The sequence below is a fragment of the Paenibacillus hemerocallicola genome (assembly GCF_006265175.1).
Taxonomy (GTDB): Bacteria; Bacillota; Bacilli; order Paenibacillales; family NBRC-103111; genus Paenibacillus_AB; species Paenibacillus_AB hemerocallicola.
Genome location: NZ_VDCQ01000050.1, coordinates 25,936 through 40,507 on the forward strand (window position 1 = coordinate 25,936; position 14,572 = coordinate 40,507).

Here is a 14,572-nt window from a genome sequence, read left to right on the forward strand (position 1 = left end):
CCCTGTTCCTCAGGGACGTTCTCTTCCCCGCTGCTGCTGCTGCTCGGCGGCCTGGTCGTACGGATAGCTGACCGGCAGCTCGCTGACCCGGTTCAGACGTTCCACCTGCTCGGCCGCAAGCGCCCAACCGCCGGCTCCCAAATTATCTTCCAGTTGCTCCACGTTGCGGGCGCCGATAATGGGGGCGGTCATCTCCTGCCGCGCCAGCAGCCAGTTGAGCGAAACTTGCGCCGGAGTTTTACCGGTTTCCTCCGCGATGTCCCGGACGGTATCGAGAATCGACCAAGTCGTGTCCGTGTTCCATTTCGACCATAGATCGGGACTGTTCCCCACGCGCGTATTTTCCGGAGGCTTCTCCATATCCCGCCGAAACTTGCCGCTCAGCCAGCCTCCGCGCAGCGGGCTCCACGGAATGACGCCGATCCCCTCGGATGCGCACAGCGGCAGCAGCTCGTACTCGGTAGCCCGGCACAGCAGGCTATATTGCGGCTGCAAGCATACGAATGGCTCCCATCCGCGTTCCCGGCTTATGCCGTTTGCCTTCATCAGCTGCCAGGCGCGGTAGTTGCTTGCCCCCAAATACCGTACGAGTCCTTCCCGGACCAGATCGTTAAGCGTGCCTAACGTTTCCTCCAGCGGAGTGGCCGGGTCCCATGCATGCACCTGATACAGGTCGATATAATCCGTGCCGAGCCGGCTCAGGCTGTCCTTCACCGCATCGCGAATATGTTTGCGGCTGAGCCCGATATCGTTCGGACCGTCTCCCATGGCACCGCGTACTTTGGTAGCGACCACGAAATCTTCCCTCCGCCTGCCCTTCAGCCAGGCGCCGACGATTTCCTCGGACCGGCCGCGCCCGTAGACGTCGGCCGTATCGAGGAAATTGCCGCCCTGCGCGGCATAGCGGTCCATGATGGAAAAGCTCTCCCGTTCGTCGGCGGCAGCGCCGAATGTCATCGTGCCCAAGCACAGCTCGCTTACCCGGAGTCCTGTTCTTCCCATATAACGGGTTTTCACGGCAACTCTCCCCTTTCCTATTTACCAGATCGGCAAAAAGCCCCGCAGCTCTTCCAAAATCGCATCCGCTTTCTTCAGCACGTCCGCCGAAAGGTTCAGGTCGGCGGCCGCCGCGTTTTCCTCGACTTGGGCCGTCCGGCTTGCTCCCACGATCGCCGAGCTGATTCCGGGGCGCCCGAGCACCCACGCCAAAGCAAATTGCGTCGGCGTACAGCCGGTCTCTTCGGCCAATCGTACCAATTTCTCCACGCAGGAAAGTACATCGTCCCGCAAGTAGCTCTTGATCCATAGATTGGTACGCTCGTCGCTCGCTCTGCTTTCCGCCGGAATCGGGCTCCCCGGCTTATATTTCCCGGAAAGAATGCCCTGCGCCAGCGGTGAAAACACGACCTGCCCGATTCCTTCTCGGAGCGAAACGGGAACGACTTCCTTCTCGATATAACGAACCAGCATATTGTAAATGGGCTGATTGGATACGAGCTTCCTGAGTCCCAGCCTGTCCGCGATTCCGACCGCGTCGGCAATTTGGGCGGCGCTCCATTCGCTGACGCCGGCGTACAGAATTTTCCCCTGCGCCTGCAGATCGTCGAGCGCGCGAAGCGTCTCCTCGAGCGGCGTCTCCGGATCATAGCGGTGGCATTGGTACAAATCGATATAATCCGTACCCAGCCTGCGCAAGCTTGCCTCGCACTGCTCCATGATATGCTTGCGCGACAAGCCGCGGTCGTTCGGGCCTTCGCCCATCGGGAAGTATACTTTCGTGGCGATCACGCAGCTTTCCCGGGGGTAATCGGCCAATACTCGCCCCATCACTTCTTCCGCCGCTCCCCGGTTGTAGGCGTTGGCCGTATCGAAAAAATTGACGCCCAGCTCGTACGCCCTGCGGATGCAAGCTTCCGCCGTCTCCGCTTCGGTAGCGGTCCCGTATGTCAACCAGCTGCCCAACCCGATTACGCTTACGTTCAATCCGCTCCCGCCCAGTTTTCTGTATCTCATGCCAAATCCTCCTTTATCGGGGTATGCCTGATGTCGCTTCGACTCTTTAAACGTACCAAAGACCGCGCCCGAATGAAAGTAGTCAAAAAAAGATGACTAAGTACATTCCGGGCAAGCGCATGCGCCCGTCCGGCTTGGCGGCGGCGCTTTCCATATCGTTAAAACCTGCGACAGCATCATTCGCATACAGAAGTGCATGCATCGCATGACTGGGTGAAAGCTAGCCGCCTTTGCCGGCGCTCGCGAGACTGCGAATTCATCAAATAGCGGAACTCGCGTATGTTATTGAACCGAATCGCAGTGTCGACAGCAAAATAACGGAAAACCCTGTTCACTGCCCCTTTTCACCCCGAGAGATCGATATAAAGGAAGTCTGTTCCGTTATATTCAGGAGTGTAATGAAATTCGAAACCATAACGGAATCCAGTTCCGCTAAATACAGGCAACGTGTTGTCACGCCCACCAAAACGCCTCCAGTTTAATGAGGATTATGCTGTCCTAGAAAAAAAAGAGACCCGCAAGCAACGGGCCGCGGGTCTTTCAACTATATATATTCAAAAAGGGGGTCGACTTTTATTATAGACGGCTTACATTAAGACAAGATGAAAGAAATATTTCATTTGTGTTACAAATTTCATGTTACAATTTTACACGACTCAATTGCCGGCCGTACCGGGCTTTCGCTTCAGCCTGCGCATGATTTTCTGCACCGGCGCGGGGAGCCTTGCCGCATCCTCCGCCGTGACCACCTTCGTCAGCGCCAGCAAGGCGACGTAAACGGCCATCACCGCCCCTCCGACGATGATCGCATCGAGCATATGGCTCCAGCGATAGCCGAAAGGTTGCACGTAGCGATGGGTCAGCCATTCCAGGCCAAAGCCGGCCGCGTATACGAGTACTGCCGTAACGGCCAAGCCGAACCATTTTTTCCCGAGAATCGTATAGTCGACATGCCTGCGCAAAATAACGAGGTTAAGCTGCGCCATAACGATGAAGCAAAGCGCCGTGGAGGCGATGATTCCGTAAATGCCGAACGTCGGAGCGAGCAAATAGCTGCAAGCGAGCTTGACCACCAGCCCGATGCAAACGTGCACGATCAAGGGACGCATCTGGCCGATACCCATAAGAACGGCGCCCGACGTCTGCATCACGATCTGGAACATGGCGCTGGCTGTCAGCAGCACGATAATGCCGGTGCCGTCGGCGTTGCCGAACATGAAAATGTTGATCGGCCGCGCGGCCGCGCAAATGGCCAGCACGAGCGGGAGCCCCGACAAAACGGATATATACAGCGCTTTGGACGCCTGCGAGTTTACCAAAGCATGGTCTTTCTTCGCGAACGCCGAGGAAATGACGGGAACCGCGGACTGGCTTAGCGCAATGGCCAGTATGATCGGTATGCCCGCGAGAGACTGGGCCCGTCCGCCGAGTATCCCGAGCGCATTGACGGCCGCTTCGTGCGACAAATCCGGCTGCAGCAAGCCGACCGTAATCGTCGTATCGATCGCGTTGATCAAAGGAACGGCCATCGAGAACAGCACGATCGGCACGGACAGCTTGAAAAGTCTGGCATAAATATCCCGATGGCTCATCGGAGCCGTGACCGTCTTATTGCCGACCTGACCATTGCGGCGGTCCTCGCGCTTCAGAAGCACGGCATAATACAGCATGACGAGCACCGCCCCGATACTTCCGGCGACGCCTCCGAACGATGCCCCGGCCACCGCCCATGCTTGTCCCCAGCCGATCGCAAGCAGCAGGTAGGCGAGACCGATCGCCGCGACAAGCCGGACGATCTGCTCGATAATTTGCGACAAGCCGTTAGGAGCCATCCGCTGCCTGCCCTGAAAGTAGCCGCGCATTATGGCGATGAGCGGGAACAGGAGCAGCGCGGGAGCTATCGCGCGGATCGCAAGCGATGCGTTCGGCACCCCGGATATCTTCTCGTAATATGGAGCGGCCAACAGCATCAACACCGTCATGACGGCGCCGGCGGCGAGCGCAAACTTGACCGCGGCTTGATAGATCCGCTGCGCCTCCCCGTACTGCCCGAGCGCGTTCCTCTCGGATACGAGCTTGCTGAGAGCGCTCGGTATGCCCGCCGTAGCCAGCACGAGCAGCATCATATAAATGTTGAACGCGTTCGAGAATGTGGCCATGCCGGAGTCGTCCAGCAGGTGGACGAGCGGTATGCGCTGCACGGCGCCCAGCACGCGGGCGATCAACGCGGCCAGCGCCAATATGATCGTACCTTTGACAAGCGAATCTTTCGACAAAGAACTCGTACCTTCTTCCGCTAAAAATAATGACTGCTCCATTATACAACGATTCCGACGCGAACTCATCCTATGAATCGCGAAAAAACTACGACAGCATAATTCGCATGCAGCAAGCAACATAAGGCTGCTTTTCGCAATGCCGCTGCAGGAGCAGATTTGTTTGCCGAAGACACTTGTCGAAGACACTTGTCGAAGACACTTGTAGAAGACGCTTGTAGAAGACGCTTGTAGAAGACGCTTGTAGAAGACGCTTGTCGGCGCGCCACTGGACCCGAATGCTCTCTCGGAGCTTACTCGTTTAAGAAATAGCGGAACGCGCGTACGCTATATGTTCGAAAATCGCTATCGACGGCACGATAACGGAAAAGAGTTCCGCTATTCCGCGCTTTTTTTCACTTTTCTTCCTGGCAAGCGGAAATAACGGAACAGCGTTCCGCTATTTTTGGAAATGTCGCGGAAACCGAGACATTAACGGAAAAACGTTCCGCTAAATGTGCAATAGTGTCGGTACGACCACCATACGGCATACGGAACCCTACTTCGCATTATACTTGCTCGCGAACGATGCAGTCGTACAAAAAAAAAGAGACCCGCAAGCAACGGGCTGCGGGACTTTCCATTTATATATTCAAAAAGGGGGTCGACTTTTATTATAGGCGGTCTTCATTAAGACAAGATGAAAGTAATATTTCAATTTTATTACAAAATGCACTATGCTTGAACCCACATGGCAGGCGTAATCAATATATCCGGTACGTTGCGGAACTCCGTCTCGAGAGCTTGCCTCGCGCGCTCGGACAAGACAGGCCCGGAAAGGAGCCTGACGTTATCGTCGATCTGCTCCGGCCGCTCGGCGCCGATGACCAGACAATGGACTCCTTCGGTATCCCGCACGTAGCCCATGGCCAGCTCCGCGACGGATATCCCTTCCGTTTCGGCGATCTCCCCGAGCTTCGCCAGCGCTTCCCGGGCAATCGTCCCGAGCGGCTCGGGCAAACCGTCCGCGGTGCGGAAAAATAATCCTTGCAGGAAGACGCTGCGGGCTATGACGATTTTGCCGTCCTCCCGGAATTGGCGGAGCGCACCGCACTCGACCGCACGCCGATCCCACAGATTGAGCGGCAGCTGCACCGTCTCGTAGATTTCGTCATGCAGCAGGCGGCCGCATCGGGCGAACTGCTCGTCGGAGTTTGCCCCGAGCGATACGCCCGCCCTCTCGATCAAGCCGCTCCTCCTCAACCGGTTCAGCACCTGCGACACGCGTTCCCCGTACGCTTCCAGAACGGCAGGGTCGTGGATCATCAGCGCCGGGAGCGTCCGCAGCTTCAGCCGCTCCAGTATCGTCTCCGTCCGCTCGTTCATTTGCTTCTCCAACGCGGCCTCATCGAGATTCGGATCCGTCTTCAGCTTGGAAACGATGAACGGCGTCCGCTTCCCTTCGAAATAGCGTCCCAGCTTCAGCTCCGCGTCTCCGTATTCGAGAGCCGTATCGAAGCAGTTGATGCCGTGTTCCGCGCAGCGGTCAAGCAGCGCCCGGGCGTCGACCTCGCCGGTCCGGTTGGCGATTCCGTATCCGGATATGCCGAGCTGGGCCGTTCCCAGCATCAGCTTGGACAGCTTTATGCCGCCAACGTCGCTTAGCGGAATGTCCCCGCCTTTTACCATCCGCTCCACCCTCCGTCGACGACGAGATTGTGTCCCGTCACATACTTTGAAGCTTCCGAAGCCAAATATACGATGGCTCCCTTAATGTCGGAGTCGTCGGCCATTCTTCCGAGAGGGGTTCGTTCGACGTAATTGCGAAGGAATTGCTCGGCGCGAATTTCGTTCGCCGTTCCTATCGGGTTATATCCGCCCGGGCTGATGCAATTGACGCGCACGTTATACTTGCCGTAATAATTGGCCAACCATTTCGTCATGCCGACCATCCCCCATTTGGCATACGTGTACTCGATTCCGCTCGTCATCCCGGTGTCTCCGTATACGGGAAAGTGGGGACCTAGCACGCCTTGAATCGAGGCGATGTTGATGATGTTGCCGCCGCCGCGCTCGCGCATCGTTTTCACGACGGCTTTGGACATCAGCATAAGCCCGAGCCCGTTGACCTGCTGCGCCGCCGACCAGCCCTCGGATGTCGTCTTCTCGATATCGTCCAGTCCCGTCCGCGATACGGAATTGTTTATTAATATATCGATTCCGCCGTATGCGGTCACCGATTCGCCGACGAACGATTGTATGCTGCCTTCATCCGCCAAGTCCAGACGAACTCCATGAGCGACGTATCCTCGGCCGCGCAATTCGCCCGCTTTGACTTCGCATTGCTCCCGGTTGCGGGAAGCGATCAGCACCGTCGCGCCGGCCTCGCACAGCGCTTCGGAAATATGGGCGCCGTACAGGCCGGAGCCGCCGGTGACGACGGCGATTTTGCCGTCCAGACGAAAAGAACTCATCACATTCATTCCGCACTCCCCCGTTTCTCACCGTCGTCGATATGCGGTTCGGACGGTGCTATCATAAACAACGGCTCTCCATTACGTACCGCCGGTGTCCCCGGCAGCATAACCACTACGCCGCCCCGGGAAGTGACAACCCGCTGCAGCTCCTCTCCGTCGAAACCGTATATCGTTCCGATCCGCTCGCCGGCGGCAACCGGCGAGCCTAGGGGCAGCTCGGGAATAAAGAATCCGTCTGCTTTCGCGGTTTCCGAGCCGTCGAAATTGCCGTCTCCGTATATGCGTCGCGGTGCGGCCGGCGACGCCTCGTCTCCTTGCTCCCGCTCATTCGAACGAAGCATTCCCAGATGGCGCATCAATCTGAACGCGCCCGCATAAAACGCCTCGGCGTCTTCACGCCTAATGCGGCGACCTCCATAGGCTTCCGTATACAGCCACGGAACGCCAAGCGCCAGGGCCGAGGAAACGGTCCGGCCCGGAGCGATCGTTTCGTGAGCCCACAGCAGATCGATGCCGAACGCTTCCGCCGCCGCCCGGCTGCGTCTGCCGATCTCCGTACCGTCGTTATGATAATAGCCGACAAGCGTGGATACCGCATAATGCGTCCCGCCGCTGTGAAGATCCAGCATAAAGTCGGCATGCGCGATAAAGCGGTGGTGCAAATGCCAGGCGATCCGCTCCGTCGGCGTTCCCTCCGGATTGCCCGGAAACGCCCGCGCCATATTGACGCCGTCCTCCGGCGATATTCGGGTTCCTCCCCGATAGGAGAGCGCATTGGCCTGCGGAACAAGGATGATCGTCCCGGCCAATTGCTCGGGCCGCAAATCGCGGTACAGGCGCAGTATCGTCTCGACGCCCTCATACTCGTCGCCGTGAACGCCGGCCAGAACGAGCAGCGCAGGGCCTGCGGCGGCCCCGTCGATTCGCAGCACCGGAAGCTCGAGAGGCTGCTCCAGCCCGATGTCCGCAATCAAGGTCATGCTTTGCTTCGTACCGGGGGCAGCGGCTTTTGCATCGTAACGCTCTATTTCCATCCGTACGGCCATATGGTCGCACTCCTTTCCGATATTAAACGATACTCAGCGGCGGCAGGCTTTGCCCGAACCGGCTGTGCGCCGCAGCGACCGCGCCGCCTCCGTTCCCGGTCAAAGCCGTTCCGTGGCCCGGAAAAAGCTGCTCCACGTCGAGCCGGGAAAGCGACGCAATCGTCTCCCGATAATCGTCCATGGAGAAGTCGGGCGTGCCGATTACCGCCAATTTGCCTTCCGCGAAAACGGCGTCGGCAGCGAACAGCGCCTTCCATTCCGGACAGTAATAGCACACCATGTCGAAGCTGTGTCCCGGTGCGGCGATAACGCGCAGCGACATGTCGCCGAGGCGGATCGTGTCGCCCGCCTTTACGATCCGATCGACCGGACAAGGCGCAAGGCGGTACCAATCCGGATACGTCCCGCTTGCCCGTGCAGCCGCGAGCGATGTGAGAACCTCGTCGCCGCTCTCCACCATACCGGCCGTATACTCCGCCGCGACCACCTCGACTCCGAGCAGCGACCGCCACTCGGCGGCGCCGCCCGCATGATCGGCGTGGGCATGGGTCAGCAGAAGCGTGCGGATTTTATCCGAAGGAATTCCGTCTTCCTCCAGCCTGCGGAGCATCAGCTCCGGCTCGATGCCGGAACCCGCGTCGATCAGGACGATTTGCGCTCCCGTATCTACCGCGTATACGTTGCAGTCGTAATGGCTGCTCAGCCCGTATCCGAGCCCCCCGCCTCCGATTACCCACACGCGATCCGTCAGCCTCATCGGGCTCCGTCCTCCTCGTGCAGCCGGATCGGCCTGCCCTGCAGAGCCGATTCCCGGACGGCCCAAGCTACGCGAACCGCCTTCCACGCGTCGATCGGGCGCAAGATGTCGGAGGGACGTCCGGTCTTGACGCAGTCCGCGAAATGAGCCAGCTCGTCGGCAAGCGGCCCACCCGCTTTGCCGTGCACCTCATAGCCGGTCAAAAACGACGGATGCTCCGCCGCCGTACCGCCGATAAACTCGAGACCGCGTTCGGGATCCCGGACAGTCACGCTGCCGTCATCGCCCGTTATTTCCGTACGAACGTCCATGAACGAGGCGGCCCCGTCCGGAAGCAGCCAGTTGTTCTCCAAAATGCCGATCCCTCCGCGCTTGAACTTCAGCATGGACCAGATCAAATCTTCCGTCTCGTGACCGGAGGAGGACCGGACGGCGGTTACTTCCGCAACATCGTCGTCCATCAGCCAATGCATCATGTCGATATCGTGAATGCCGAGTATGAATACGGGCGAAATGCGATTATAAAGGTTGAAATATTTTTTTCCGTTGTTGCGCTTCGCGTAAATCGAACGAATGTTTCCCGCGTCGCCCCGCGTTATTCTGGCTTTGGCCTCGGCATACCGGGCATCGAAGCGGAGCACGTGCCCGACCGTCAGCACCCGACCGTGCTCTTCGGCGGCTTGCACGAGACGTTTCGCTTCGTCCGGCGTCGACGCGAGCGGCTTCTCGACAAATACGTGCAAGCCCGCGGCCAATGCGCACAACACCGGATCGACGTGCAAATGCTCGGGCGTCAAAACATCAACCGCGTCCAGCGACTCCTTTTCAATCATCTCTTTCCAATCCGCGTAGCATCGGGCATCCGGAAACAGCGGCCGAAAAGCATCGAATGCCGCCGGATTGCGGTCGCACATCGCGACCACTTCAACATCCTTCAACTGAGACCATATTCGGGCGTGAGCGGCAGCGAATCTGCCGAGCCCGATCATCCCCAAACGAACGGCGGCCATATGCTTCGCCTCCCTTTCCAATATTCGGATACCGGCTTCAAATGTCCAGGCTGTCCGCTTCCAGCAGCGGAACGCGCTTGTGCGATACCATATCGAGCAGCCTTTTGCCGTCCTTGAAGCCTACGCCGCTGATGACGCATACGGCCCGCTCCGACTCCATGCCGCCCTTTTCCTTCGCGGCCCGGATCAGTCCGGCCAATGCGGTCGCCGCGGCCGGCTCGCAGAAAATGCCTTCCTCCTCGGCCAGCAGACGCTGCGCCTCCCAAATCTCCTCGTCGTCCACCGCAAGAGCGGAGCCGTCCCCCCGCGCCATAATGGCAAGCGCTACGGAACCGTCCGGAGGATTCGGCACTTGCAGACCGGATATTTGCGACGTCGACGGACCCGGGGAAGGAACGCGCTCCCCGGCCGCAAACGCCCTTACGATATTCGAGCAGCCGGCGGATTGGACGGCGACCATATGCGGCTTGTGCGGGATTGCCCCGATTTGGCTCAGCTCCTCGAACCCTTTCCAAATGCCTACGTACAAGCCGGCTCCGCCCGCAGGGGAATAAACGGTTGTCGGCGCGCCCGGGAGCTGTTCGACCAGCTCGAACGAAATCGTCTTGACCCCCTCCATCGCGTATGGATTGTATCGGAAAGCAGTGATAGTCGATTCCCAATCGTACTCCCTAACCGCTTCCATGATGCGGGAGAATACGCGGTCGCCGACCTCCGCGTACGTACCGAAGCCCTTCACCTTGCGTACGATCGCACCGTATGCAAGCACCTGGGCAAGTTTCGCTTCGGCCATATGCTCCAGCACGAACAAATGATAAGGGATCCCCGCACCGGCCGCATAGGCTGCAAAGGCGGCGCCCGCATTGCCGGAGGTCGTTCCGACACAAGCGGCGCGACCGCTCGCGAGCGCCCATGAAACGCCGATCGCCGCGATCCGGTCCTTGTACGATCCTGTCGGGTTGCCGCCCTCCAGCTTGAAATACAGCTCCCCTATCTTTAGCCGCTTGGCGATTCTCCGGCTCGGAACAAGCGGCGTGGAGCCTTCTCCCAAATAAAGCCGGCACGGCTCGGGAATATCGGGCAGCAGCCGGCGGTATTTCCACAAACCCGACTGCGAATCGTCCTTTATGGAATCCGGGCTGACGCCTTCGTAACGGAGCATGATTGTGCCCCCGCAATCGGGGCATGCGTACGAGCGGGTATCGATCACGGTTCGACCGCAGTCCCAGCAAGCAGCTTCCATCGCTATTCACCTCTTATTCATAGTATGGTCAGACCATTAAATAATGGAGAGAGCGCTCTCCTCGCAACGCGGATTGCGCCATCGGCGTTCGAACGGACCATCTGCAGCTTCCTTAAGCTTACATATACCGCTTCAGAACGTTCAGGTGAATTTCCATTTCCCGCTTCGCGCTCTCCACATCTTTCTCTCTGATCGCTCGAATCATATTGCTGTGCTCGATCAACGACTTCTTCGAATCCTCCGCTTTGCCGAGATGCTTCTTCCGGATGGTCGAGAAGAAATCGGTCAGCACTTCGCTGAGCTCGTAAAACGTTTCGTTGCCGGTTGCCCGGAATAAGGCACGGTGGAATTTCAAGTCTTCCTCGATCGGTGTTTCGCCCTTGGCGATCATGGCGCCCATCGCCCGGTTGCAGCTTTCCATTTGCTCGATCGCTTCCAGATCGTACCGCTCGATCGCCATCTCCAGGGCGCCCAGCTCCAACACGCGGCGTGTCGCGAGGAGCTCTCTCATTCTGCGGTCGTCCTGCTTCCAGCGGAACGACACTTGATCGAGCACCGGCTTCAGCGACAAGCTGTCGACATAGATGCCGTCGCCCGTCTTGATTTTGATAATACCGACCGTTTCGAGCGACTTCAATGCCTCCCGTACGACCGTTCGGCTGACGCCCAACGAATCTATCAATTGCTTCTCGGACGGAAGCTTGTCTCCCGCCTTCAAATCGTTGTCGAGAATATAGCCTTTGACCCGCTCGCTCACGATATGGGACAAATTCATCTTCTCCGGAATTTCCAAATCGCTCCGCCTCCTTGTTAGGTCATCTGTCGTAGTTGCAGCAATCGACGGTTCTTTCATTTCATTTCGCCTGACCTGTAGGAGTTTAGGGATGGTTAGACCATAGTACCTTAATCACTTACTACTATAGGAGCGATCCTCGCCCTTTGTCAACTAGTTTTTGGCTGCGGCTCGATGGACGGAAGCAATAGCGCGGCACGGCGGCACGGCGTTGACACGGCGCGTAAAAGAGAATACGATGGAACATGGTGGTCTGACCAATTTCGATTGATCGCGCAGATGCAATCTGACTATGGCCACGGGATAAGGAGTCGTACAAGCCGATGAAGCCGATTGAAAAAGCGGAGCGCTATACGCTCAGCAAGCTTGTAGTCCAAAACTTGAAGCAATACATGATCCAGCATAACATGACCCCGGGCGAGAAGCTGCCGGCCGAGCGGGAGCTGTCGCAAATTATGAATGTAAGCCGGGCCATATTGCGCGAAGCGCTCCGATCGCTGGAAAGCTCGGGCATATTGGAAATCCGCCACGGCGAAGGGGCATTTATATCCGCCAACAGCCTGAGCCCGCTGCTCGAGCAGCTGTCGTTCGCAGCGAGCATGTCGGGTACGGACGGCGGGGAGCTGCTCGAGATCCGGTATATGCTCGAAGCGGCGGCTATCGACGAAGTGATCAGGCGCGATGGGGCGTTCCCGCTTGAAGAGCTGGAACGGTTCCGCTCGGCGGCGGCGGCCGCAAAGCCCGGCGACCTGCAAGCGCAAGCCTCCGAAGCGGACGCGCAGTTTCATCTCGCCGTCGTCCGGTCGTTGCGCAACGATTCGCTGACCTCGCTGGCGGAGCTGTTTATCCGCCAAGCCGCCGCGAAGAGGCAGGATCATTCGGATACGGCGCGTGTCGCCAATGATCACGAACACTATATGCTGGCTCTAGGCGCTGCCGATGCCGAATCGGCGAAGCGCGTCTTGCGCGAGCATCTGGGATTTAAGCCCGCTTACTGAATCGATCGATCACCCAGACGCAACAATCCGTTTTGGGCTCGTATTTCGAACGCAAACTTGTGTCAATAGGCTTTCGCATACATACATTGGAAATGTGCAATCATGTATACAGCGAAAGGAAGTTCGACAACCATGTGGGTATATATTCCGGCACAATATGTGCAAGTACCGGACGATGATCGTTCTATGGGGTTTCCTCCCTCCGGGCAGGGCGGTATCGGCGGACCCGGAGGCTTCGGCGGGCCAGGAGGTTTCGGCGGGCCAGGCGGCATTGGCGGACCGGGCGGCTTCGGCGGGCCGAGTGGCCCAGGCGGCTTCGGCGGCGATCAGGCCCCGATGTCCGCTCCGCCGGCGCAAATTCCGCCCAAACCGCTTGCCGGGACTTACGCACTCGACCCGGGCGCCATTAATCGATGCAGATTTAGATTCACGTACATTTGGCAAACGAACGGCGACTCGTATTGGATGTTCCTCACGTTCGTAGGCCCCCAATCGATCGGCGGCTGGCGTTGGAACGGGTTTTTCTGGATGAGATTCTCCATCGACCTGAGATTCGTGGCTGCCTCCTCCTGCTGATAAAGAGCGGAAGTTGAGGCGATCACGGAACGAAATAGCGCTATTTGCCAGTCCGGGATTTCCGGAAGTCGAAAGGGCAGCGACCTTGATGTCGCTGTCCTTTTCGTTTTGGATCCAGCCCATAGCCGCCCCGTCCAACGGGGAAAAAACGGCTAAAGGCAAATGCTCCATAGACGGAACGTACGTTCTGTCATATAATGGATGAACATCTGGATAATTCAGGAATTTATTATATTCGGGAAGCGAGGGTTCGGTATGATCCGAGAAACGGAATTGCCGGCAGCTCAAGACGGACGGACAGACGCACTACCCGAGCAAGCCGCCTACGATCCGGCAAGATTAGCCGTGCTGGACGAGCATCTGTCGGAGATGATCCGCCAAAACAAGCTGCAGTGCGGCAGCTATTTGCTCGCGCGAGACGGACGTATTTTTGCGCATCGGGCAATCGGTAAGCTGACCCATCGGGAAGGAAGCCCCGATTTGATGCCGGACAGCATCCGCAAGACGTATTCGGTCACCAAATTTTTCACCGCAGTGGCCGTCATGCAGCTGGTCGAGGAAGGCAAGCTGTATTTGGACCAGTCGGTGTCGACCGTGCTGAAACCGTTCGATACGCCGCTGCACAAGAGCATTACCGTGTTCCACCTGCTCACCCATACGTCGGGCGTGTATCCGGATCCGGGCTGCTTAATGGAGCCATACCCGACCGCATGGTTCGGAGAGCTCAAAGGATATGACGATTGGATCACCAATGCGATCTCGGGCCCGCTCCTTGGCAAGCCGGGCGAACAATACGCCTACTCTAGCTGCGGATACGCCATTCTTGGCGAAATCATCGGCAAGGTATCCGGCATTCCGTACGAGCAATTTATCATCCGGCGAATCGTCAAGCCGCTCGGCATGACGCGTACGTTTTTCGAGGTTCCGGCCCATCTGTACGACGAAGTGTGCGTGACGGACGACTGGCAGACCCAAGAGCTGCAATTCCGCCGGGACAGCCCGGACATGCCTCCGCCGGCCGGAGGCGGCTTGTTTTCGACGCTAGAGGATATGTGGAAGCTCGGGCAAATGATGCAGAATGGCGGAACGTTCGACAACGCTCGCATTCTTAGCCGGAAATCCGTCGAGGCGATGACGAAAAACAAGCTGTCCGGCGTCAAAACCCAAGTATGGGGAAGCGACGTTTCCGATTATGAGTTCGGCCTCGGCTTGTTCCTGACTACGCCTACGATCGAAACGCCGGGAACTTACGGGCACGAAGGCTTCGGCCGCTGCGGGATCAAGGTCGATCCGGCCGAGCGGTTCGTCGCCGTATTCATCGTCCCGACCGGCATCCAATGGGCGCCCGAATCGGTCATCGGGACGAAGGCCATCATCTGGTCGGGCTTGCTGTAATCTCACGAA

13 protein-coding genes are annotated in these 14,572 nt (G+C 58.2%); 3 read left to right on the top strand and 10 right to left on the bottom strand.

The genetic code is table 11. From position 1 onward, the window contains the following. Positions 1-9: 9 nt before the first annotated feature. From FE784_RS27885 to FE784_RS27930, 10 genes are all read right to left on the bottom strand, one after another. Positions 10-1,017 (bottom strand): aldo/keto reductase, encoded by a 1,008-nt coding sequence (locus tag FE784_RS27885; protein WP_139605535.1) that lies wholly within the window; start codon positions 1,015-1,017, stop codon positions 10-12. Between the two features lie 21 nt (positions 1,018-1,038). Next, on the bottom strand, positions 1,039-2,013 hold the full coding sequence (locus FE784_RS27890; protein WP_139605536.1) for an aldo/keto reductase family protein: 975 nt from the start codon (positions 2,011-2,013) through the stop codon (positions 1,039-1,041). Positions 2,014-2,669: 656 nt separating this feature from the next. Then, positions 2,670-4,289 (bottom strand): putative polysaccharide biosynthesis protein, encoded by a 1,620-nt coding sequence (locus FE784_RS27895; protein WP_176706568.1) that lies wholly within the window; start codon positions 4,287-4,289, stop codon positions 2,670-2,672. A 714-nt stretch (positions 4,290-5,003) separates the two neighbouring features. After that, the gene (locus tag FE784_RS27900; protein WP_139605538.1) at positions 5,004-5,957 is read right to left on the bottom strand and encodes an aldo/keto reductase; all 954 of its coding nucleotides are present in this window, start codon (positions 5,955-5,957) and stop codon (positions 5,004-5,006) included. After that, positions 5,951-6,751 carry an SDR family NAD(P)-dependent oxidoreductase gene (locus FE784_RS27905; protein ID WP_218103825.1) on the bottom strand — a complete coding sequence of 267 codons (801 nt, stop codon included), beginning with the start codon at positions 6,749-6,751 and terminating at the stop codon, positions 5,951-5,953. Before FE784_RS27905 ends, FE784_RS27900 begins: the two co-directional genes overlap by 7 nt. Continuing rightward, positions 6,748-7,791 (bottom strand): succinylglutamate desuccinylase/aspartoacylase family protein, encoded by a 1,044-nt coding sequence (locus FE784_RS27910; protein ID WP_139605539.1) that lies wholly within the window; start codon positions 7,789-7,791, stop codon positions 6,748-6,750. Before FE784_RS27910 ends, FE784_RS27905 begins: the two co-directional genes overlap by 4 nt. A 22-nt stretch (positions 7,792-7,813) precedes the next feature. Continuing rightward, positions 7,814-8,548, bottom strand: coding sequence for an MBL fold metallo-hydrolase (locus tag FE784_RS27915; protein WP_139605540.1), 735 nt, complete (start codon positions 8,546-8,548; stop codon positions 7,814-7,816). Continuing rightward, positions 8,545-9,558, bottom strand: a complete 1,014-nt coding sequence (locus FE784_RS27920; protein ID WP_139605541.1) for a Gfo/Idh/MocA family protein — start codon at positions 9,556-9,558, stop codon at positions 8,545-8,547. Before FE784_RS27920 ends, FE784_RS27915 begins: the two co-directional genes overlap by 4 nt. Positions 9,559-9,595: 37 nt before the next feature. Next, positions 9,596-10,720 carry a pyridoxal-phosphate dependent enzyme gene (locus FE784_RS27925; protein WP_176706569.1) on the bottom strand — a complete coding sequence of 375 codons (1,125 nt, stop codon included), beginning with the start codon at positions 10,718-10,720 and terminating at the stop codon, positions 9,596-9,598. Positions 10,721-10,919: 199 nt separating this feature from the next. After that, entirely contained in the window at positions 10,920-11,594 is a 675-nt protein-coding gene (locus FE784_RS27930) for a FadR/GntR family transcriptional regulator (protein WP_176706570.1), read from the bottom strand. Positions 11,595-11,917: 323 nt separating this feature from the next. Between FE784_RS27930 and FE784_RS27935 the strand changes: the two genes are divergently transcribed. The 3 genes from FE784_RS27935 (at position 11,918) to FE784_RS27945 (ending at position 14,563) form a co-directional block, all read left to right on the top strand. Then, positions 11,918-12,592 (top strand): FadR/GntR family transcriptional regulator, encoded by a 675-nt coding sequence (locus tag FE784_RS27935; RefSeq protein WP_139605544.1) that lies wholly within the window; start codon positions 11,918-11,920, stop codon positions 12,590-12,592. Positions 12,593-12,724: 132 nt separating this feature from the next. Further along, positions 12,725-13,168 (top strand): collagen-like protein, encoded by a 444-nt coding sequence (locus tag FE784_RS27940; RefSeq protein WP_246132223.1) that lies wholly within the window; start codon positions 12,725-12,727, stop codon positions 13,166-13,168. 255 nt (positions 13,169-13,423) lie between these two features. Further along, positions 13,424-14,563: a serine hydrolase domain-containing protein gene (locus tag FE784_RS27945; protein WP_176706571.1), complete on the top strand. Its 1,140-nt coding sequence runs from the start codon at positions 13,424-13,426 to the stop codon at positions 14,561-14,563. Positions 14,564-14,572: the final 9 nt, after the last annotated feature.